This is a genomic window from Halosimplex rarum, assembly GCF_047715405.1.
Taxonomy (GTDB): Archaea; Halobacteriota; Halobacteria; order Halobacteriales; family Haloarculaceae; genus Halosimplex; species Halosimplex rarum.
In genome coordinates, this window is the sequence record NZ_CP180412.1 from 1,286,520 (window position 1) to 1,305,329 (window position 18,810).

Here is an 18,810-nt window from a genome sequence, read left to right on the forward strand (position 1 = left end):
GCCTCCTAGTCGACGAGCCCGCCGAACAGCCGGATCCGGTTCCAGGTCGTGAGGATCACGCCTTCGCCGCGTCCGGCGAGCCCGCTCGCGACCCGGGGGCCGAGCGGCCACCTGCACCGGTCCCCGTCGCGGTTGTGGGCGACGAACCATCGGTCCGCCACCTCTCCGCTCTGCGGATCGACGCGGTACAGGTGCCCGGCCTGGTCTATCGCCCAGGTGTACTCCTCGGCGACCGCGACCGCGCCGACGCGTTCGCGGAGTTGCGTCCGCCACTGGACGGTGCCGTCCGCCGTGACTGCGGTGAGTTCCCCCGTCTCGTCGCCGACGAGCAGGCCACCGTCCGTCCGGTCCAGCGCGGTCGGGTTCCCCGAGAGCGGTCGCCGCCAGCCGACACCGTCCGGTCCGACGCCCGCGACGCCGGGCGAATCACCGCCCGTCGCGAGGAACACCCGATCGTCGCCAGCGAGCGGCCGCAACGGTTCCGATCCCGGGACCGTCTCGCGCCACAGTTGATCGCCGGTTTCCGCGGCGACCCCCGAGACGGCTCCGTCCGCCGTCGCCACGACCACCGTGTCACCCGATTTCGCCGGTGGAAGATACGCACTCCCGGGAATGTTGGTGCGCCAGCGGACGGCCCCGTCGGCGCGGTCGAGGCCGACGACGAGCGACTCGTAGCTGTCCCCCTCGGTCCTCCGAGTCGCGGCGGTTACCACGCTTCCGGACGTCACTATCGGCCGATCGAACAGGCCGACGGTTCCCTCGCCGGCGCCGTCCGCCTCGAAGGACCAGCGGCGGTGACCGGTTTCGAGTCCGAGCGCGCGCACCTCTCCGTACCCGACGCCCAGAAACACTGTGTCCTCGTGGACCCGCGGAATGCCCGCTCCGGAGTCGACTGCGGTGTCGATCCACTGTGGACTCCCGGTTCGGGCGTTGAGACAGACGATCCGCGACTGCGGGGAGAGCGTGTAGCCGTACTGCTCGCTCGCGAGCAGGAACTTTCCTTCTCGGACCGGGGGCGACCAGTGGGTGCCCTCGAAGGCCCAGGTCGGGGATTCGGGAGTCGGGCAATCGGTGGACGCGAGCCAGTATCCGGTCCCCGCCGCGCCCGCGCCCGCTGTCCCCAGCAAGACCCGCCGCCGTGTCAACTCGACCATACGAAGCCGGCGGCCGTGTCTGTCAAATGTTTTCTGAACCGACACTCGAAAATTGCCGGATAGCGCGGTCCCCGACGGATCACTCGTGACCGGACACCCGGACCGGCTCGTACGGTTCTTCGAGGTATTCGACGTCGGAGTCCGACAGCGAGATGTCCAGCGCCTCGACGGCCTGTTCGAGGTGCTCGATACTCGTCGTCCCGACGATGGGCGCGTCCACCCACTCCTTGTCCAGCAGCCAGGCGAGGCCGATCTGGGCCATCGTGGCGCCGTACTCGTCGGCCAACTCTTCCACGCGCTCGTTGATCTCGCGACCGCCGCCCTCGAAGTAGGGGTGTTCGCGGGCGTAGTCGTCGGTCTCGCCGCGCGTCGTCGCGTCGTACTCCTCGTGGGGCCGGGTGAGATACCCGCGCGCCAGCGGCGACCACGGGACGACGCCGACGCCCTCCTGCTGGCAGTAGGGCAGCATCTCCCGCTCTTCCTCGCGGTAGAGCAGGTTGTAGTGGTTCTGCATCGTGACGAATCGCTCCAGCCCGAGGCGCTCGCTCGTGTGCAAGGCGTCCGCGAACTGGTGGACCCACATCGAGGAAGCGCCGACGTACCGCACCTTCTCCCGTCGGACCGCGTCGTCGAGCGCCCGCAGCGTCTCCTCGATGGGCGTGTCGTAGTCCCAGCGGTGGATCTGGTACAGGTCGATAGTGTCCATCCCCAGCCGCTCCAGGGAGTTGTCGAGTTCCTGCTCGATGGCCTTCCGCGAGAGGCCGCCGGAGTTCGGGTCGTCCTCGTCCATCTGGAAGAACCCCTTCGTGGCGACGACGCTCTCCTCGCGGTGGCCCTCCAGCGCCTTCCCGAGGACGCGTTCGGACTCGCCCCGGGAGTACATGTTCGCCGTGTCGAAGAAGTTGATGCCCAGGTCTCGGGCGCGTTCGACGAGTTCGATTCCCTCCTCCTCGTCTAAGACCCACTCGCGCCAGTCGCTGTCGCCGAAGCTCATACAGCCCAGGCAGATGCGGCTGACCTCGACGCCGGTCGAACCGAGCGTGGTGTACTCCATGCGCGAGCGCTTCGGGCCAGCGGCGCAAAAAGGTGCGTCTCGCGGTCGCCGTCGCCGATAGCGGGCTATCGCCGAGCGGTTCAGAGCCCTTCGGGATCGGTCCGCGCGACGAGCCGGCGGGCGAGCCCGAACACGACGGCCGCGGCGACGGCATAGGCGGCGACGTGGACCGTCGTGGTCGTCGTCGGGCTGTCGACGGCCAGTTTTGCGACTGTCGTTGCGGGGTGTTCGGGCGCGAACGTGAGCGCACCGAACCCGAAGATCACGAGCACGGAGTACAGCAGTTGGGCCTGCCGGCGTTTGGCGGTCAGGACGCCGAGCGAGAGCCCGAGCGTGACGACCAGCGTCGTCAGCGCGGTCACGACGACCAGCAGCTGACCCACGTTCGCGATGTCGATGCCGTTGAACCCGAGCAGCCCGATCCACAGCAGCGCCTGCAGCGGCGCGATCAGCACCATCGCCAGCGCCTTCCCGTCGACGATGTCGACGAGCGACATCGGCGCGACTCGCAGCAGTTCGAGGGTGCCGCGCTCGATCTCCTCGGTCAGCGAGTCGACGGCGACCGAGCCGCTGATGAACGGCGGGAGGAAGAGGAGGAGCGGCACGAGCACCGTGTAGGTGAACCCGTAGTACGGGCTCGCGTCGACCTCCTCGGGCAGCGGGACAGGCGAACGGTCGAGGTGCTCGGCGCGGACGACCCGCTCGTTGCGCTCGACCTGTTCGAGGAGCGTCCGCACCTGGTCGACGATCAGCGTCGTCTCGATGCTCTCCGTCGGCGCGATCACCGTCACGTCGATCCGATCGCCCGAATCGCCCGCTACCATCACGGCGTGGACGTTTCCGCTCTGGTACGCGTCGCGGGCCTCGTCCGGGGAGGGATAGGTTATCGCGCGGAGCCCTTCCTGGTCGTTCGCGGCCCGGACGAGCGCGTCGTCGTGCTCGCCGGCGACGCCGACGACCACCTCGCCCGCAGAGACTGACCCCGGGCTGTACAGCGAGGTCAGGCCCACGACGAGGAACGACGAGAACGCGGCGACGAACAGCTGGATGAGCAGCGCGAGGACGATCGTCTTCTCGCGGCTGAGCGACGTGAGATCGCGCTTCGCGATGGTGAGTCTGGCGTCCGAGAGCAGGGTGCGGTCCGTCGAATCCTCAGGGGTAGACGCCGAGGCGGACGGTTCGACGGGGGGCGGGGACTCACCCGACAAGGGCGCTCACCACCGTTAGGTTGTACGCGACGTGGACGCCGACGGCTATCACCAACGCAACCGCGTACGAGCGGCGACCGCCGCGCGCGCCGACCGCGGATATCGACGCCGTGACGACGTGGAGCGCGAGCGGCGCGAGCAGGAGCGCGCCCAGGACGACCGGCAGCGGCAGCCCGGCGGAGAGCGCCGCCTGGCTCCCCATCTGGGCCTGCCCGATGGGCAGGCTCTGGAGGTCGGCGAGTCGGACGATGAGCGTGAACTTCTCGGCGACGAAGAAGCCGAGGCCGCTGAACGCGCCGACGACGAGCGCGCTGCGGAGTCGCCCGTCGAACCGGGCGTGGGCGTACCCGGCGTAGACGTGCAGGCTCTTGGCGAGTTCCTCGATGACCGCGATGCCGACGAACGCGACGACGAGGACCACCTCCAGGCTCACTCCCTGGCTGAGGGGATAGAGGAACGCGACCAGCACGAGCTCGCCGACGAGGACGAACGGCAGGAGCACCGCCGTGACGAGCGCGACGCTCCGGCGGCGCTTGATCGGCCCCGCCAGCGCGTCGAGCACCTTGTACGGGATCGGCCGCTGGGTGAACATGTCTTCCTCGCGGTACAGGCCGGCGCCGAGGCCGAAGCAGACCAGCGCCGTCAGCGTCGGCGGCAGCGTCGAGAAGGCGAACTGCCCGAGGCCGATGGCCTGTCCCTGCAGGTCCCGAACCACGAGCGTCAGCGGCGAGATGAGCGCGATGGGTGTCACGTCCGTGAATATCGCCGGGACGAACGCGTAGGACGTCAGCGTGACCGTGATCGTCACCGTCACGAAGGTCAGCTCCTTGAACGACCGGGCGAACATCGCGCCGAGGAACGTCGCGGCGAGGAAGAGGAGCGCGAGCGGAACCATCGCCAGCACCGAGACCGCCGAGCCCTGCAGCAGCAGGGTGATCACCGTCGCGACGCTCAGCGCGGCCGCGAAGTACGGCAGGGTCTTCCCGACGATGATGTCGCCGCGGGAGACCGGCGCGACCAGCAGGAGCTCACCCCGGCGGTTGATCCGCTCGCTGAGGACCGTCGACCCGTACGCCTGGATGACGAAGTTCAGCGGTAGGACGAACACGAACGCGAGGACGAGCGACCGGAACGGGAACGGCGGCGTGATGTCCGAGGGCGCCCCCGAGGTGGACCCGCCCGTCAACCGCGCGCTGATCGACGACCCAGCGACGTTGCTCCCCTCGCTCGGCCGAGTCACGTCGGCCGATCCGTCGCCACCGGTGTCTCCGTCGTTCGTCCCGTCGCCGTCGTCGCTCGATCCGTCGTCTCCGCCGTCGGCTGCCGGACCGTCGTCTTGCCCGTCCTGCCCGTCGTCGGGCCCGTCAGTCCCATCGCCGTCGTCTCCGCCCTCTTCGCTCCCGATCGTGATCGCCTGCTGACCGGGCGCGATGACGCGGCTGGCCTCGCGGTCGACGTACGTGAGGTTCACGGTGACGGGGAACGCCGCGGATTGGTTGTCCTCCAGGTCCATGATCCCGTCGTTGTACCGCATCGTCGACGACCGCAACTCGTCGACGGCCGCGCGGCCCTTCGTGGAGTTTGCGTACTCGCGGACCTGCGGACCGACGATCCTGATCTCCTGATACCCCGCCTGGACCGCGGCGGAACTCGGGTCCTGCACCCGGAACGTCGGGTCCAGGTAGACCGGGTCGTAGTAGGGGTCCTCCTCGACCACGCCGACCCGGTAGATCCCCTGGTCGAGCGCGACGCCCTGGCTGACCGCCATCGGCGCCATCGCGCCGAGGCCGAGGACCGCCAGCAGCGCGATGGCGATCGTCCGCCGGTCGACGCCACCGGCGTTTTTCGTCACTTCCCAGCGGGCGATCCGACCGACGTTCTCCGCCCGCGTGCGAACCCATCGGCCGAGTCGTTGGACGACCGATGGACGGGGACCGTCGGTTCCCGATTCGCCGCCGGACGGCGGTCGACCTCCGCTCACGGTTGCGCCCCGGAACCGCGTTCGGCCCCGGAGTCCGACTCGGCGACGTTGAGGAAGACCTCTTCGAGGCTGGACTCCTCGGTCCGGATGTCGACGACCTCGCCGCCCGCCGCCTGTGCGGCCTCACGGGTCTCGTCGACGGCGTCCATGCTCTCCACGACCCGTCGGTGGTGGCCGTTCTCGCGGGCGCTGCCCGGCACCTCGACGGTCGTGTAGACGTGGTACTCCGTCCGGCCGTGCTCGGCCTGGAGCTCGTCGAGGTCGCCCTTCGCGACGATCTTCCCCTCGTTCATGATGGCGACGCGGTCGCAGATGCTCTCGACGTGGTAGAGGTTGTGCGCGCTGAAGACGATGGTCTTGCCCTGTTCGCCGAGTTCGCGCGTGAAGTCGATGATGTAGTTCGTCGTGAGCGGGTCGAGGCCGCTCCCCGGTTCGTCGTAGATGAGGACGTCCGGGTCGTTGATGAGCGACCGGGCGATGGCGACCTTGCGCCTCATGCCTTTGGACATGTCACCGAGCGGGCGCTCGCGGTGGTCGAGATCCAGGCGTTCCAGTGTGTCGTGGATCCGCCGGTCGGCGACGCCGTCGGGCACGTCGTAGAGGTCGGCGAAGAAGTGCAGGTACGAGAGGGGTGTCATCTCCTCGTAGAGCGGGGACTCCTCGGGGAGAAAGCCGAGGCGGCGGCGCATCTCCGGTTCGCCGGCGTCGAAGCCGGCGACCGAGACGTCCCCGGCGGTCGGCTCGACGAGGCCGGCGAGCATCTTCAGTGTCGTCGTCTTGCCGGCCCCGTTCGGGCCGATGATGCCGAAGACCTCGCCCTCCTCCACCGTGAACGTGCTGCCCTCCACCGCGACGAACCCTCCGTACTCCTTGCGCAGGTCGCGGGCCGTGATCATTCGGCCGATGCTTGCGGGGCGGGGGTTGTATAGGTTCGTCTCCGGTTATCGCATGTTGGTCTCGGGGTAGCGTGTTCGGGAGGAGACTCAGCGAACGGACAGTGGTGGCGCGCGCTGTCGCGAGTCTCGTCTCGCGACAGTAGTCGTGCGAGGGATGAGCGAGCGCAGCGAGCGAATCGGCTGGGGAGGTGTGAGGCCGTCTGCGGTGTCGTGCGTGGCGGTGCTGTCCCTGGTGGAATGAAAGGGCGAGGCGCGCTCGCGCCGCCCTCGTGAGCGAAGCGAACGAGGGCTCGGAAGACTCACTCCGTTCGTCTTCCGGTGTAGGGGAGCCGCTGGGCGGGCACTATCCGATGAGCGGAGCGAACGAGGATATCCCGCTCAGCGACCGCGAGCGGGCTGAGGGCTTTCATCGGTTGTTGTTTATAGCGAGAACAGATGTTCCTAGCGAGCCCGCCGAGGGCTTTCACCGTCAGATGTCGCCAGAGATCAGCACAGATCGACCATGACCCAAACCAGAGCAGACCGAATCACCGACTCACCTCACTCCTCCGGTCGAGGCATCGCTTCGAGCTCGCGGATTTCGGCGGTCTTCTCGACGCGCTCGTACTGTCGTCGCCACGCCTCGGCCGGGAAAAGCCCGTTGCGGTCGAACAGGTCGCGCGCCGCGTCGGTCACCCGGTAGAACTTGTAGGGGTACCCGCGCGTGCGCTCGCCGGTCGGGACCGTCAGCTCCTCGACGACGCCGGCCTCGCGGAGCACCTTCAGGTGGTTCCGGATGGTGTCGGCTTCGAGGCTCGGGTTCATGTAGTCGAGCTCGTCGACGCAGGGCGCGCCCTCGGGGTGGCCGACCACGTCCGCGACGATGTTCGCCCGCGTCGAGTCGGTGACCCGCTGGAGCGCGAGCCAGGCGTCGAACCTGTCGCTCGCTCGCTCCCCGCCGCCGTTGTCGGCCGTCTCGGGTCTCATACGCGTCTGTACTCGCCCCACCGCAATAAACACTTGGACGCTGAGTGCGAGTGGTACTCGACTGTTTCCACAGCGATCACCGAAACGGTTTCGGAATAGTCAGAAGACACATAACGGATCCGGGAGTCGCCGCCGACATGGACGATAGCGACGAGGGGGCGCCGAGCGACGGCGGAGGCGGAGACGGGGGACAGAGGCGCGACGACCGAACGTACCTGAACGGCGTGGACGAAGGGGAACTCGTCGACGCGAGCCCGGACGCGCTCTCGCTGACGCCGGCACAGCACGAGCGACTCAAGGACCACCTCCACGGTGACCGGCTCGACGATATCAAGTACAGCGACCGCCGGTACCTCGTCGTCGGCCGCGGCGGGGACGACGGTCCCGGTCGCCGTCGCACGCTCGTTCGCGACCTGCTGGACGAGCGACGCGAGGCGACGGGATTCATGCTCGAAGACTTCGGGCTCTCCGGCGACGAGATCGACCTCTGGGCGCCCGCGTTCGAGATCCTCTGCGCGCAGGCGACCCACGTCGTCGGCGTGCTCGAAGACTACGACGGCGGCCACGTCTGGGAACTCGGCTATCTCTACCACCAGCAGAGCCGCGTCCGCGATATCCTCTGGCTGCTCAAGCGCGTCTACGGCGACGAGTCCACCGAGCGCGAGCGCTACGACAACGGCATGGCCGCCTCGCACCTCGCCGCCCTCGAACGGGCGGCCGGCGAGCGCGTCGTGACGTGGGACGACGAATCCAGCCTGCGTCGTGCCGTCGGCGAGATCCCCTAACGACTGACTGTCGGGGAGGGGGCCCCGACACTCAAGGCCAAGGCCCGTCGGACCCAACAGGGGCGTATGGTCGCGCTCCCGCGGGTCGAGCGAACGCCCGACGGTCGGCGTCTGGTCGTGGACCGCGTCGTCGGCGCCGACGCGGAGGCGGTGTGGACGGTCTTCACCGATACGGAACGCTGGCCGGAGTGGGGTCCGAGCGTCAGCGCCGTCCGCTGCGACGACCGCTTCGTCGAACGGGGCGCGACCGGCGAGGTGCAGGTCGCAGGCGGGCCGTGGATCCCGTTCGCGGTCGACACTTGCGAGAACTACCGGTGGACGTGGCGCGTCGCGCGGATCCCGGCGACGGGCCACGCCGTCACGCCACTGGCCGACAACAGAGCCCTCGCCGCGTTCGAGGTCCCGCTGTACGCCGCGGGCTACGCTATCGTCTGTCGACGCGCGCTGTCGCGAATCGCGAGCATCGCCGAGCGCGCCACCGAGGACGCGACGGAGTGACGGATCGGACCCGAACCGAGAGAAGTGAGGGGCCGCGGCCGTTAGGTCGGTCGGTTCGTCCGGTTCAGACGGATTTCTCGAGTCGTACGTTGCTGACCTTGTGGATGTCCTCGCCCATCCCCTCGCCGTCGCAGTCCTCGCTCGGGCACCGATAGTGCCAGCCGTCTTCGGTGGCCGTTCGCTCCGCGAAGCGCTCGCCGCACTCGTCGCAGAACAGGTCGCCCTGTGTGCACGTATCCAGGTGGAGTTCGAGCTCCAACTCCGTACTGAACGTACGTTTGCAGTTCCGGCAAATGTGGGTCATATTCTGAGATTCGTAATCGCCCCATATATCAACACCGGAACGTTCACGTCTGCGACTGCCGATTCCGAACAAAGTCGAATCGCGAGACGGCGGTGGGTAATCTCCGACGAACTGTCGGTGGTGTGCCGACCAATCGCAGCCTACCGGGTGTCGATGTCGTCTTCCTCTTTGAGGATCCGGGTCTCGGCCTCGCCGCTGGAGACCTCGTTGACCAGTTCGTAGAACTCGTTTTGCATCCCGGCGGGGAACTCGACGACGCCGACCCACGAGCCGTCGGGCTGCCACTCCTCGCGCTCGAGGTCGCCGAACTCGCGGATCTGCGCCTGCCCGCTGCCGGCGTAGTCGGGCGGGAGCTGCGCGGCGACTTTCACCGTGTCGAAGCGGATAGGGATCACCGGGCGCAGCGCGTCGAGCGCGTCGTCGACCTGCCGCTCGACCGGTTCCATCGGGTCGATCTTGAAGTCGGCCTCTTCGAGCGCGCTCTCGATGCGGTCGGGCGGGTGCGGCGCGTCGTCCATCTGCGGGTTGACCGCGTTGCGCGTGATCCGGTTGACCAGGTCCCTGTGCTTGCGCTCTTGCATCTCCTTGCGCTGTTCGGCCGTGATCTGTATCTCCCCGCGTTCGACGACCTCGGGGATGATTTCGAGTGGGTCCGTCGTCCCGAACACCTCTTCGAGCGCGTTCTCGGGCGGGCGGTCCCCCCGGGAGGCGTTCTCGAAGATGTCTTCGGCGGCGATCACGTCCTCCAGGTCCCCCTCGAACTCGCCGCGTTTCATCGCGAGCGCGGCGTCGGGGTCGACGAGCACCTCGAACCGTTCCCCGTGGGACTCGAGGCGCGCCGTCACTGCCTCGTCGAGCGATATCATACCCTGAGGTTACACCGGGCGGGTAAAAAGGTGTGTGGCGTCAGCGAAGTGGTGACCGCGGGCCGGCGGGGCCCGTAACGGGGTCGATTACTCCTCGGTCTCTTCGTCGTCTTCGTCCTCGTCGGTCTCCAGCAGACCGAGCTCGTCGAGGTGGGACTCCTTCTCGGCGTCGCTCATCTCGGTGAACGTCTCGTCGTCGACGCTGATGGTGGCGATGCCGATGCCCTCGGGGGCGAGTTCGCCGTCGTTGACGGAGGCCAGCGCTTCGAGCGCGAGGCCGACGCCGCCGTCGAGGTCCATCTCCTCGCTGTAGTTCTCTTCGAGGTACTCGCGGATATCACCGCGGTCGGCGCCGACCGCGAGGGCCTTCCACTCGTAGGGGGTGCCCGACGGGTCGGTCTCGTAGAGGCGGGGCTCGCCGTTGGCGATGCCGCCGATGATGAGCGCGACGCCGAACGGGCGGGCGCCGCCGACCTGGGTGTACTGCTGGATGTGGTCGGTGACAGACTTCGTGAGCGTCTCGACGCCGATGGGCTCGCCGTAGCGCAGCTGGTTGACCTGCGCCTGGCGGCGGGCGAAGTCGATGAGCTGGCGCGCGTCGGCGACGTGGCCGGCGCTGGCGATGCCGATGTGGTCGTCCGCCTTGTGGATCTTCTCGACGCTGGATCGCTCCATCAGCGGCGAGCGGATGCGCTTGTCGACGGCCAGGACGACGCCGTCGCTCGTTCGTACCCCGATGCTCGCCGTGCCGCGCTTGACGGCTTCGCGGGCGTACTCGACCTGGTAGAGCCGACCGTCCGGCGAGAAGATGGTTATCCCGCGGTCGTACGCCTGCTGTTGCGATTGTCCCTGCATAGTTATATTCCGAGTTCGGTCGCCCCGAAGACATCCCGACCGGCCGGCACGTCGACGCCAGTCGCACGGAGGACGGCTCGCCGCTCGGTCCCCTCGGTGACGACGTTTCTCTGGTCTGTTGGTTCCGGTCGGCGTCCTATATACTTTTCTTGTCGTGCTCCCGCGGGCGTCGTCGGCGCGGTGACTTGGCCGATCCCGGACCGCTGAGCGGCACCCGCTCGCCGCCCCAACGCTCATTCGTTCGGGTTGCGATCACGCCACATGACCGAGCGCGCGGTGTACGTGCAACGGCTGGACCCGGACGAGCGAGACGCCTACGTCGACGCGCACGACGACGTGCCCGAGGGCGTGACCGACGCGATGGACCGCGGGGGCGTGACGGACTTCGAACTGTACGTCCGGGGGGACCTGGCGGTCTGTATCCTGGAATGTGAGGACCTGGACGCGTATCTCGACGCAGTCGACGGGGACGACGCGGTCGCCGAGTGGGAGGCCTACACCGGCCAGTTCAAACGAGCGGGTGTCGATCCGGACGCCGACCCGGACGAGGGGATCCCGTTCATGGAGCGGGTCTGGTCGTTCAGATCGTAACCGGGACCCTGCGGCGTCGATATCGCGGGAACCACGCGGTCAGCCCGCGATATCGCCGAGGTGGTCCTCGACGCAGGCGCGGACGGTGCCGCTGGTCCCCCGGACGCGGAGGCCGAGGTCGTCGCCGTCGACGTCGGCGATACAGGCCAGTACCGCTCGTCCCCGACTCACCTCGCCGCGGCGGACGCGGACGACCGCGTGGCCGCTCCCGTCGCTGAACTCGAAGCGGAGCACCGACAGGTCGGCCTCGGCGCTCCCGGCGTCGCCGACCAGGTTCTGCGCGGCGAACCACACCTCCCGCTGGAACGTGCTCCGGTCGAACCCCGATCCCGGCGGTCCCCGGAGTTCGACCGCGAGGTACCGCCAGCGCGGCTGGAGGTGCTTCGGCAGGTGCTTCACGAGTCGTCGACTCCACCGGAGTCGGTCGCTCCGTCCGGTTCCGCCGCTGCGCTCCCGCCGGCGCTTGTACCCGCTCGCTCGGCGACGAGGACGCCGACCTGCTCGTGAACCATCTCGACCGCCGTCAGGGCGTAGCCGGCGTCGGTGAACGCGTCGGCGAGCACGCCGACAGTCGCCGGGTCGTCCACCGCAGGGCTGTAGAACGGTTCCTCGGGGTCGGGCTCGCCGAAGAACATCACGTCGCCGAGGACGATACGCTCCGGTTCGAGCGCCGCGATCACGTCGACGGCCTCGCGCTTCTCGGCGTCCGAGAGGTGGTGCATCGCGAAGTTGCTCGTCACGACGTCCACGTCCGCGTCGTCGGGGACTGCCGGCTCGCGGAACCGACCCTCGCCGAACTCGACGGTCTCCAGGCCTCGTTCGGCGGCTTTCTCGCGGGCCTGTTCGAGCATTCCCTCGCTGATATCGCGACCGATCACCCGTGCGGCGTCCTCGGCCAGCGGGAGCGCGATGGCGCCGGTCCCGGTCCCCAGGTCGAGGACCGTGTCGTCCGGACCGGGCGCGGCGTGGTCGACGACGAGCGACGCGCAGGCGCGGTACTCCTCGCTCTTCGACTCGTCGTACTCGCCCGCCTTCTCGTCGAAGCGGGCGGCGTGGTCTTCGAGCGGTTGCTTCATGCGGAGCGATCCGACCCGGGGGGCAAAGAACGCCCCGCTCTACCGGTCTGGGTCTTCGGCGGTGCCCGTCCCGCGATAGACGCCGGGTTCGACGAACGCGTCGCTCTGGAGCCGCCGGTTGCGCTCGACGATCCGCCCCCACTCGGCGAGGCCGGCCTCGACCTGCTCGGCGTCGAACCCGATGACTTCGCCGACCGCCACGAGTTCGCGGGGCGCCCGCAGGTGCAGGTCACTCCGCGGGTCGGCGCTGACGACGTACGGTGCGTCGCAGGCCTCGACGAGTTCGCGGAGCTTCCGGAGCCCCCGGATCGCCTTGACGCGCTGGCCGCCGTCCGCACGCAGGACTCGCCGGAAGGAGAACTCCAGACGGACGCCGTTCTCCGCGGCGGCGTTCGCGAGGACGTGGTTCACGTCGCCGTCGCCGACCATGGGGTGGGCGAGCACGTCGACCGCCGGCTGCTCCACGGCGAAGCGGTTGATCGCTGGCGTCCCGCCGTGGACGGCGACGACCGTCTTGCTCTCGCGGTGGTTGCCGACGAACCCGCTCGCCCGCGAGGGGTCGTCGGCCCGCACCTCGACGCCCTCGACCACGTCGATACCGTGTTTCTCGGAGAGCGCGCCGGCGTCGAACTCGGCGAGGGCGTCCCCGTGGTTACGAACGACGACGCCGTCGAAGCCGTACTCGGCGGCCGTCTCCGCGTACCGCTCGACGGACGCGTCGCCGTCGGGGTCGGCGTGGACGGCTTCAAACATCGCTCGGAGAAGTGCTGATCACGGCTCGGGTCCTCAGAGCCCCTCGAAGACCTCGCGGGCGTTCTCGACGGCCTCGGGCTTTTTCGCCGGGTACGCCTCGACCTTGCTGCGGAAGGTGATCCCGTCGCCGCGCCGGACCTCGCCCGAGAAGGCCGCCTGCTTGTCCAGCGTCAGATAGAATGCGCAGTTGTCGTCGACCCGCTCGTCGAGTTCCTCGACGACGGCGTCGAGGTCGTCGAGTTCGCCCAGTCGGCCGAGAACGTGACGGATCCCGTCGGCGCGCTCGACGCGCGCGGAGAGGACGACGATGCGGTCGCCGTGGTGCCCCTCCGAGACGGCCCGTTCGACCGCGAAGTCCTCGGGGAGGTATGCCCGCAGCGCGCGCTCGACGCGCTCTTCGTCCTCGGTGGCGTAGCAGAACGCGCGCAGGTCGACGTAGTGGAGCGGGACGGACGCCATCGAGTCGTCGCTACTCCTCTGCGGCTTCGAGGCTGTCCTCGGAGACGCCAGCTTCCTGGCCGTCCTCGAAGGAGACCGTGTAGTTCTCGTCGCCGAACATCGTTTCGACGACCTGCTCGATCGTGCCTTCTTCGCCGTCGTAGTCGCTGTGCTCGTCGTGCAGGATGACGCGATCGTCCTCTTCGAATGCCATGCGCGGCGGTACTCGATGCCCGACCAAAAAGGGACTGATCCGACTTACTCGCCGTCGCTCGCCCCACGCCGTGCCGTCTCCGGATCGCCACCGCGTGAGACCGGCGTCGTCGCCGCCGCTCCGTCCGACGGCCGGCTCCCGTTCGGCACGCGACCGGGGTCGAGAGGTCGAAAACTTATGCCGGAGTCCCGCGAACAGGGGGCCATGATCGATTTCGCGCGCGGGACGGTACGACCGCACAGGCGGAGAGCGCTCCGGTTCGCCCCAGCGGGCAGATGACCGCCGTCGACAACCTCTGGTTCCTCGCCAGCGAGGCGCGCCAGGAGGCCGAACAGGTGTACCACCGATTCGCCGACGAGCACGACGCATACGTCGAGTTCGAGACGACTCGCACGGTCTCCCGCGACCGATTCCGGACCGTCGCCGAGCGCATCGAGGCGCAGGGACTCCCCTACGGCGCGCACACGCTCGCCTACCGGCCGTCGGGCGAGCTGCTCCTCGTCAAGCAGGAGGCGATAGACACCTGGGTGCTCCCCGGCGGCGAGGTCGAACCGGACGAGTCCGTTCGCGAGGGCGCCCGCCGCGAACTCCGCGAGGAGGCCGGGATCGACGTGACCTACGACGGTCTCGGCGTCCTCGGCGAGGTGCGGTTCCTGAGCGACGGCCACGAGACGTGGGGCGTCCTCCCGGTCTACGAGGGCGAAGCGGCGTCGACCGACCTCGCGGTGCGCGACCCGGACGGCGAGATCACCGACGCGCGGTGGTTCGAAGAGCTGCCGGAGAACACCCGGGACCGGGCCGTTCTGCGGGAGTGGCGCCGCGAGCGCTTCGGCGGGTAGGCGCCGCCGTGTGCGGTTCAGCGAGTGGGCGTCGTGGGCGGGGTCGGCCGTCCTCGGCTCACTCCGGGCCGAACTGCTCGCCCTCGCGGGCGTCGGCCTCCAGCCGGCGGACCGTCGCGCGGGCGTTGCTTGCGTCGTAGCCGAACAGCACCGATTCCGCGTACTCGTCGGCGACCTCCGTCGCGTGAACGAGGTTGTCGATGTCGACGTCGACGGCGTAGAGTTCGATGCTGAACGGCGTCTCCAGTTCGTCTTCGAACCCCTTGGCGATGATCTCCAGCCAGTAGGTCGTGGTGTACGCCATGTCGTAGACGGGGACGACGAACTCGTCGACGTACTCGGCGAGCGCCTCGGGGTCCGTCCCCGCGCGGTCGAAGATGTGGCCCGGGTACGGGTCGGGGTAGAGCGTCACCAGGAGGTCACCGGGCACCCGCTCGCGGGCGTCGGCGACGAACTCGGTGATGACGTTCGCGCGCCAGGCGCCCCAGTCGTCGAACTCGCTGTCGGCGAACGCCGCCTCGCAGCGGTCGCAGTGGCAGTACTCCTCGCGCGGGAAGCCGACGTCGTCGAGGCGGACGTTCGGGTTGACCTCTGCGGCGTCCTCGATTATCTCCAGCAGGCCCTCGCGGTAGCGCTCGTGGGTGGGGCAGACGTAGGCCCAGTCGAAGTACGGGCGGTCGCGCGTCGCCGGTTCGCCCTCGTCGCTAACGGGGACGAGGTCCGGGTTGTCGGCGGCCGCCTTGTTGTCGCCGAAACAGGAGACCATGTTGACGGCGTTTGCGACGGGTTCGGCCGCGCGACCGGTCACGTCCTTGACCTCGTAGAACCCGCGGTCGAACTCCGTCCACTCCAGCTCCGGCTCGTTCCGCGTCACGACGCCGTACATACCCGTGGGTACTCGGCCGCGGGTGTAAGTCGTTCGAAAAAGCGGTCGGAAAGCGATACCTCACCCCCCGTCACCGGCACGGGACCGGCGGCCGACGGGACCAGAGGGCGGTCGCCGCCGTTACTCGCCGAGGGCGGTCTTGTAGACCACGGCGATGGCGAGCAGAGCGACCACCAGAAGCAGTGATTTCTTGGGCATCCATCGATCGTTCGTGGCAATAGATTAAAGGGTTTCTGGTGACCCGCCGCGAGTTCGGGGAGTGGGCCCGCTCCGCAACGGTCACCGCAGTCGCGTCTCGGAAGGGTCAGCCGTCGCCGGCGGTCACTTCGTTTCGTTGTGCGTGTTCGGGTCCGCCTTCGAGATCGACCGTTCCGCGCCCTCCATGTCGAGTTCGTGGAGGAACGAGAACTCCTCGTTGCCGTCGACGGACGGGCCCTGGGTCCACGGCGCCTCGTACTCCTCGCCGTCACGGGTCGTCGACATGAACGAGTAGTCGAACTCGTCCGGCATCTCTTCTTCCGGGAAGGTGTTCGGCACCGGCAGGTGGTCGAACGGATCGTCGGCGTCACCGAGCGAGTGCAGCGCCTTCAGCCATTGATTCTGGTGCATCGCGTCGCGGGCGACCAGATAGGAGAGCATGTCCTTCATGCCCGGGTCGTCGGTCATCTCCCAGAGCCGCGCGGCGAGCAGCCGGCCCGTGGACTCGGCCATCACGTTCGCGTACATGTCCGCCGCGAGGTTGCCGCTGGCGACCACGTAGCTCGCGTTAAACGGCGTGCCATTCGCATCGACGGGCATCGCGTTCAGCCCCGAGGAGAGGTACTGCCGCGGCATCATGCCGGACATCGCCGCGTCGACGGCGCCGTCCTGGCTCATCTGGTCGCGCAGCTCCGTCGGCGCGCCTTCGAGGTTCTTGGCCACGGCGGTCGCGAGCATTTCGATGTGGCCGATCTCCTCGACGGCGGTCTCCATCAGGAGCTTCCGATACTCCTCGTGTTCGTCCGGCACGCCGAACGCCTGGAACATGTACTGCAGGCAGACGCGCATCTCGCCCTCGACCCCGCCGATCGCTTCCTGGAGCATCTTCGCGAACTCCGGGTTCGGTTCCTCGACTTCGACCGGGTACTGGAGTCTGTCGTCGTGGTAGAACATCGGAGGTCCCGACGTGTCACACGAGCGGATTTTCAATAGGCTGCGGGCCTTCACTGGCAAGCACTACTCGTGATGGCGATCACAACAGCCTACAAAAGCGGGCGCGCGTTCAAGCGACGTCGATCTGCTCGGGAATGCTGTCGCGGACGATGGTGTCGCAGTACGCACAGCGGATGCCGTCGTCGAGCACGTCGAACCGGGACTGGACGGGCTCGTCTTCGGTCGTGATGCAGTGGCGGTTCGGACACGACAGGACGCCGACGACCTCTGTCGGACGCTCGACGCGGTGTTTCTCGACGACGTCGAAGTCGCGGACGATGTTGATCGTCGCGGCGGGGGCGATGAGCGACAGCACGTCGACCTCGTCCTGGTTCAGCTCGCGGCCCTCGACCTTGACGATGTCTTTGCTGCCGAGGCGGTCGCTTGGGACGCGCATCCCGACGCTGACGGTCTCGCCGCTGTCGGCGTCGATACCGAGGATCGCGAGGACGTTCAGCGCCTGCCCGGCGCTGATGTGGTCGACGACGGTGCCGTTGCGGATCTTGGAGACGCGGAGTTCGCGGTCGCTCATCGCTGTCCCTCCAGCACGAGGTCCAGCAGCGCCATCCTGACCGGGACGCCGTTGTGCGCCTGCTGGAAGTAGTGGGCGTGGTCGGTTCCGTCGATGTCGTGATCGATCTCGTCGACGCGGGGGAGCGGGTGCATGACGGTCAGATCGTCGCGCGCCGCTTCGAGCGTCTCGGCGTCGATCTGGTACTCGCCGGCGACGGCCCGGTACTCGCTCTCGTCGGGGAACCGCTCGGCCTGGATCCGCGTGACGTAGAGCACGTCGAGTTCGGAGAGCACCGGCTCCAGTTCGGTGTGTTCGCGGATCGTCGCGCCCTCCTCGTGTAGGTCGTAGCGGACGCTCCGCGGGAGCTGCAGGCTCTCCGGACTGATGAAGTGCTGGTCGGCGTCGACGGTCGTCAGCGCGTGAGCCAGCGAGTGGACCGTCCGGCCGTACTTCAGGTCGCCCATGATCCCGATGGTGAGGTCGTCGAAGCCCGCCGACTCCCGGATCGTGTAGAGGTCGAGCAGCGTCTGGGTCGGGTGCTGGCCGGCCCCGTCGCCGGCGTTGATGAGCGGTACGTCGACGAACTCGCTCGCCATCTGGGCCGACCCCTCGCTGGGATGGCGAAGCACCAGCGCGTCGGCGTAGCCCTCGACCACCCGGACCGTGTCCGCGAGGCTCTCGCCCTTCTTGACGCTGGAAGACTCGACCGTGCCCATGTCCACCACGTCGCCGCCCAGTCGCTTGACGGCGGCGGTGAAGCTCATCTTCGTCCGCGTACTCGGCTCGAAGAAGAGCAGCCCGAGCAGGGCGTTCTCGTGGCGGTCGGCGAAGGCCTCCGGGTCCGCGGCCACCTCCGCGGCCCGGTCGAGCACCTCCTCGATGTCCGCCCGCGAGAGTTGTTTCGCACTGATAATGTGGTCGTGACGCATCGAATAGAGTCGCGCCCTCGACTGTCTTGAATCTCCCGACACGGGACCGACCGCCGTCGCGAACCGGCGATCCCCCGCCATCGCGACGCGCCGATCCCCTGCCGTCGGTCGCCCTGTAGATTCAAGGCGGAAAGCGCGACCACGCTCGCCCATGCTCGCTATCGCCGGAGGCAAAGGCGGCTGTGGGAAGACGACGACCGCGCTCGGGCTCGCCGCGGCGCTCGCGCGAGACGGGCAGCGACCGCTCGTCGTCGACGCCGACTGCGACATGCCCAACCTCCACACAATGGCCGAGGTCGCCCGTCACCCCGGGGTCGACGCCGTCGACGACGGCGAGTCGATCGCCATCGCCACCCACCGGTCGGACGTCGCCCCCGGTGTCGACGTGCTCCCCGCCGGGAGCGCCACCGGACCGATCGGAGAGACGGCGTTGCGACGGCTCGCCCGTGCACCACAGCGGGTCATCCTCGACTGCCCCGCCGGCGCGACCGACGCCGCAGCCGCTCCCCTTCGCGGTGCCGACGCCGCGCTGGTCGTCTCGACGGCCGATCGCGCCAGCCTGTCCGACGCCGTCAAGACCGCGCGGATGGTCGAGGCCCTCGACGCGAGGGCCCTCGGTAGCGTGATCACGCGGTCGCCGTCGCAGTCGCCGCTGCCGCCGGACAGCGACACCGCTCGCGTCCTCGAACCGGTTCTCGCGACGGTCCCATCGGTGGACGGCGCCGTCCTGCGGAGCCGGGTCGGACGAGCGTCGTACGATCGGCTCGCAACGGCGCTAGCGAGGCGGAATATTTAATCTGGTGGGTGTAAAA

The 18,810-nt window shown here is 68.5% G+C and carries 22 protein-coding genes and 1 pseudogene; 5 read left to right on the plus strand and 18 right to left on the minus strand.

What is annotated here, in order from left to right; translation table 11 throughout:
* Positions 1-5: 5 nt before the first annotated feature.
* From ACMGFH_RS06235 to ACMGFH_RS06260, 6 genes are all read right to left on the minus strand, one after another.
* The gene (locus tag ACMGFH_RS06235) at positions 6-1,154 is read right to left on the minus strand and encodes a PQQ-binding-like beta-propeller repeat protein (protein WP_415381982.1); all 1,149 of its coding nucleotides are present in this window, start codon (positions 1,152-1,154) and stop codon (positions 6-8) included.
* A 79-nt stretch (positions 1,155-1,233) separates the two neighbouring features.
* A complete protein-coding gene (locus ACMGFH_RS06240) occupies positions 1,234-2,208 on the minus strand; it encodes an aldo/keto reductase (RefSeq protein WP_415381984.1) in 975 nt (324 codons plus the stop codon).
* A gap of 80 nt (positions 2,209-2,288) precedes the next feature.
* Positions 2,289-3,416, minus strand: a complete 1,128-nt coding sequence (locus ACMGFH_RS06245; protein ID WP_415381985.1) for an ABC transporter permease — start codon at positions 3,414-3,416, stop codon at positions 2,289-2,291.
* Positions 3,406-5,397: a PrsW family intramembrane metalloprotease gene (locus ACMGFH_RS06250; protein WP_415381986.1), complete on the minus strand. Its 1,992-nt coding sequence runs from the start codon at positions 5,395-5,397 to the stop codon at positions 3,406-3,408. The genes ACMGFH_RS06245 and ACMGFH_RS06250 overlap by 11 nt, the downstream gene beginning before the upstream one ends.
* Positions 5,394-6,293 carry an ATP-binding cassette domain-containing protein gene (locus tag ACMGFH_RS06255; RefSeq protein ID WP_415381987.1) on the minus strand — a complete coding sequence of 300 codons (900 nt, stop codon included), beginning with the start codon at positions 6,291-6,293 and terminating at the stop codon, positions 5,394-5,396. The genes ACMGFH_RS06250 and ACMGFH_RS06255 overlap by 4 nt, the downstream gene beginning before the upstream one ends.
* Before the next feature lie 540 nt (positions 6,294-6,833).
* Positions 6,834-7,259, minus strand: a complete 426-nt coding sequence (locus tag ACMGFH_RS06260; RefSeq protein WP_415381989.1) for an ArsR family transcriptional regulator — start codon at positions 7,257-7,259, stop codon at positions 6,834-6,836.
* 137 nt (positions 7,260-7,396) lie between these two features.
* On the opposite strand from ACMGFH_RS06260, the gene ACMGFH_RS06265 reads away from it, so the two are divergent.
* Positions 7,397-8,044 carry an aminopeptidase gene (locus ACMGFH_RS06265; RefSeq protein WP_415381990.1) on the plus strand — a complete coding sequence of 216 codons (648 nt, stop codon included), beginning with the start codon at positions 7,397-7,399 and terminating at the stop codon, positions 8,042-8,044.
* Between the two features lie 66 nt (positions 8,045-8,110).
* Positions 8,111-8,542: an SRPBCC family protein gene (locus tag ACMGFH_RS06270; protein WP_415381991.1), complete on the plus strand. Its 432-nt coding sequence runs from the start codon at positions 8,111-8,113 to the stop codon at positions 8,540-8,542.
* A gap of 64 nt (positions 8,543-8,606) precedes the next feature.
* On the opposite strand, the gene ACMGFH_RS06275 is transcribed toward ACMGFH_RS06270, so the two are convergent.
* The 3 genes from ACMGFH_RS06275 to psmA all read right to left on the minus strand — a co-directional run bounded on the left by ACMGFH_RS06275 (position 8,607) and on the right by psmA (position 10,567).
* On the minus strand, positions 8,607-8,846 hold the full coding sequence (locus ACMGFH_RS06275; RefSeq protein WP_415381992.1) for an HVO_2901 family zinc finger protein: 240 nt from the start codon (positions 8,844-8,846) through the stop codon (positions 8,607-8,609).
* Between the two features lie 140 nt (positions 8,847-8,986).
* Positions 8,987-9,712, minus strand: a complete 726-nt coding sequence (locus ACMGFH_RS06280) for a ribosome assembly factor SBDS (RefSeq protein ID WP_415381993.1) — start codon at positions 9,710-9,712, stop codon at positions 8,987-8,989.
* 87 nt (positions 9,713-9,799) lie between these two features.
* The gene (gene psmA / locus ACMGFH_RS06285; protein WP_415381994.1) at positions 9,800-10,567 is read right to left on the minus strand and encodes an archaeal proteasome endopeptidase complex subunit alpha; all 768 of its coding nucleotides are present in this window, start codon (positions 10,565-10,567) and stop codon (positions 9,800-9,802) included.
* Between the two features lie 261 nt (positions 10,568-10,828).
* On the opposite strand from psmA, the gene ACMGFH_RS06290 reads away from it, so the two are divergent.
* Complete coding sequence (locus tag ACMGFH_RS06290) at positions 10,829-11,158, plus strand: L-rhamnose mutarotase (protein WP_415381995.1); 330 nt, start codon at positions 10,829-10,831, stop codon at positions 11,156-11,158.
* Positions 11,159-11,212: 54 nt separating this feature from the next.
* Here ACMGFH_RS06290 and ACMGFH_RS06295 read toward each other — a convergent pair.
* The 5 genes and pseudogenes from ACMGFH_RS06295 to ACMGFH_RS06315 all read right to left on the minus strand — a co-directional run.
* Positions 11,213-11,557 (minus strand): annotated as a pseudogene (locus tag ACMGFH_RS06295) (Rpp14/Pop5 family protein); the annotation flags it as partial.
* Positions 11,554-12,234 carry a class I SAM-dependent methyltransferase gene (locus ACMGFH_RS06300; RefSeq protein ID WP_415381997.1) on the minus strand — a complete coding sequence of 227 codons (681 nt, stop codon included), beginning with the start codon at positions 12,232-12,234 and terminating at the stop codon, positions 11,554-11,556. The pseudogene ACMGFH_RS06295 and the gene ACMGFH_RS06300, both read right to left, overlap by 4 nt.
* Before the next feature lie 39 nt (positions 12,235-12,273).
* Positions 12,274-12,987 carry an RNase P subunit p30 family protein gene (locus ACMGFH_RS06305; protein WP_415381999.1) on the minus strand — a complete coding sequence of 238 codons (714 nt, stop codon included), beginning with the start codon at positions 12,985-12,987 and terminating at the stop codon, positions 12,274-12,276.
* 33 nt (positions 12,988-13,020) lie between these two features.
* The gene (locus tag ACMGFH_RS06310; RefSeq protein WP_415382000.1) at positions 13,021-13,446 is read right to left on the minus strand and encodes an RNA-binding protein; all 426 of its coding nucleotides are present in this window, start codon (positions 13,444-13,446) and stop codon (positions 13,021-13,023) included.
* 10 nt (positions 13,447-13,456) lie between these two features.
* Positions 13,457-13,639 carry a DUF1918 domain-containing protein gene (locus ACMGFH_RS06315; RefSeq protein WP_415382002.1) on the minus strand — a complete coding sequence of 61 codons (183 nt, stop codon included), beginning with the start codon at positions 13,637-13,639 and terminating at the stop codon, positions 13,457-13,459.
* Between the two features lie 275 nt (positions 13,640-13,914).
* Here ACMGFH_RS06315 and ACMGFH_RS06320 point away from each other — a divergent pair, with 275 nt between their 5' ends.
* Positions 13,915-14,478: an NUDIX hydrolase gene (locus ACMGFH_RS06320; RefSeq protein WP_415382004.1), complete on the plus strand. Its 564-nt coding sequence runs from the start codon at positions 13,915-13,917 to the stop codon at positions 14,476-14,478.
* Between the two features lie 58 nt (positions 14,479-14,536).
* On the opposite strand, the gene ACMGFH_RS06325 is transcribed toward ACMGFH_RS06320, so the two are convergent.
* The 4 genes from ACMGFH_RS06325 to pyrB form a co-directional block, all read right to left on the minus strand.
* Positions 14,537-15,364, minus strand: a complete 828-nt coding sequence (locus ACMGFH_RS06325) for a hypothetical protein (RefSeq protein WP_415382006.1) — start codon at positions 15,362-15,364, stop codon at positions 14,537-14,539.
* A 321-nt stretch (positions 15,365-15,685) separates the two neighbouring features.
* Positions 15,686-16,516, minus strand: a complete 831-nt coding sequence (locus ACMGFH_RS06330; RefSeq protein ID WP_415382007.1) for a manganese catalase family protein — start codon at positions 16,514-16,516, stop codon at positions 15,686-15,688.
* A gap of 109 nt (positions 16,517-16,625) precedes the next feature.
* Positions 16,626-17,087: an aspartate carbamoyltransferase regulatory subunit gene (gene pyrI / locus ACMGFH_RS06335; RefSeq protein ID WP_415382008.1), complete on the minus strand. Its 462-nt coding sequence runs from the start codon at positions 17,085-17,087 to the stop codon at positions 16,626-16,628.
* Positions 17,084-17,998, minus strand: a complete 915-nt coding sequence (pyrB, locus tag ACMGFH_RS06340) for an aspartate carbamoyltransferase (protein WP_415382009.1) — start codon at positions 17,996-17,998, stop codon at positions 17,084-17,086. Before pyrB ends, pyrI begins: the two co-directional genes overlap by 4 nt.
* A 151-nt stretch (positions 17,999-18,149) precedes the next feature.
* Here pyrB and ACMGFH_RS06345 point away from each other — a divergent pair, with 151 nt between their 5' ends.
* Positions 18,150-18,794 carry a MinD/ParA family ATP-binding protein gene (locus tag ACMGFH_RS06345; protein WP_415382010.1) on the plus strand — a complete coding sequence of 215 codons (645 nt, stop codon included), beginning with the start codon at positions 18,150-18,152 and terminating at the stop codon, positions 18,792-18,794.
* Positions 18,795-18,810 lie beyond the last annotated feature (16 nt).

Coding starts and splice junctions, on each gene's coding strand:
- ACMGFH_RS06275 (WP_415381992.1), bottom strand. CDS start 8,846: ATGACCCACATTTGCCGGAACTGCAAACGTACGTTCAGTACGGAGTTG.
- ACMGFH_RS06255 (WP_415381987.1), bottom strand. CDS start 6,293: ATGATCACGGCCCGCGACCTGCGCAAGGAGTACGGAGGGTTCGTCGCG.
- ACMGFH_RS06300 (WP_415381997.1), bottom strand. CDS start 12,234: ATGAAGCAACCGCTCGAAGACCACGCCGCCCGCTTCGACGAGAAGGCG.
- ACMGFH_RS06280 (WP_415381993.1), bottom strand. CDS start 9,712: ATGATATCGCTCGACGAGGCAGTGACGGCGCGCCTCGAGTCCCACGGG.
- ACMGFH_RS06235 (WP_415381982.1), bottom strand. CDS start 1,154: ATGGTCGAGTTGACACGGCGGCGGGTCTTGCTGGGGACAGCGGGCGCG.
- ACMGFH_RS06330 (WP_415382007.1), bottom strand. CDS start 16,516: ATGTTCTACCACGACGACAGACTCCAGTACCCGGTCGAAGTCGAGGAA.
- ACMGFH_RS06270 (WP_415381991.1), top strand. CDS start 8,111: ATGGTCGCGCTCCCGCGGGTCGAGCGAACGCCCGACGGTCGGCGTCTG.
- ACMGFH_RS06240 (WP_415381984.1), bottom strand. CDS start 2,208: ATGGAGTACACCACGCTCGGTTCGACCGGCGTCGAGGTCAGCCGCATC.
- ACMGFH_RS06325 (WP_415382006.1), bottom strand. CDS start 15,364: ATGTACGGCGTCGTGACGCGGAACGAGCCGGAGCTGGAGTGGACGGAG.
- ACMGFH_RS06345 (WP_415382010.1), top strand. CDS start 18,150: ATGCTCGCTATCGCCGGAGGCAAAGGCGGCTGTGGGAAGACGACGACC.
- pyrB (WP_415382009.1), bottom strand. CDS start 17,998: ATGCGTCACGACCACATTATCAGTGCGAAACAACTCTCGCGGGCGGAC.
- ACMGFH_RS06265 (WP_415381990.1), top strand. CDS start 7,397: ATGGACGATAGCGACGAGGGGGCGCCGAGCGACGGCGGAGGCGGAGAC.
- psmA (WP_415381994.1), bottom strand. CDS start 10,567: ATGCAGGGACAATCGCAACAGCAGGCGTACGACCGCGGGATAACCATC.
- pyrI (WP_415382008.1), bottom strand. CDS start 17,087: ATGAGCGACCGCGAACTCCGCGTCTCCAAGATCCGCAACGGCACCGTC.
- ACMGFH_RS06315 (WP_415382002.1), bottom strand. CDS start 13,639: ATGGCATTCGAAGAGGACGATCGCGTCATCCTGCACGACGAGCACAGC.
- ACMGFH_RS06260 (WP_415381989.1), bottom strand. CDS start 7,259: ATGAGACCCGAGACGGCCGACAACGGCGGCGGGGAGCGAGCGAGCGAC.
- ACMGFH_RS06320 (WP_415382004.1), top strand. CDS start 13,915: ATGACCGCCGTCGACAACCTCTGGTTCCTCGCCAGCGAGGCGCGCCAG.
- ACMGFH_RS06310 (WP_415382000.1), bottom strand. CDS start 13,446: ATGGCGTCCGTCCCGCTCCACTACGTCGACCTGCGCGCGTTCTGCTAC.
- ACMGFH_RS06290 (WP_415381995.1), top strand. CDS start 10,829: ATGACCGAGCGCGCGGTGTACGTGCAACGGCTGGACCCGGACGAGCGA.
- ACMGFH_RS06305 (WP_415381999.1), bottom strand. CDS start 12,987: ATGTTTGAAGCCGTCCACGCCGACCCCGACGGCGACGCGTCCGTCGAG.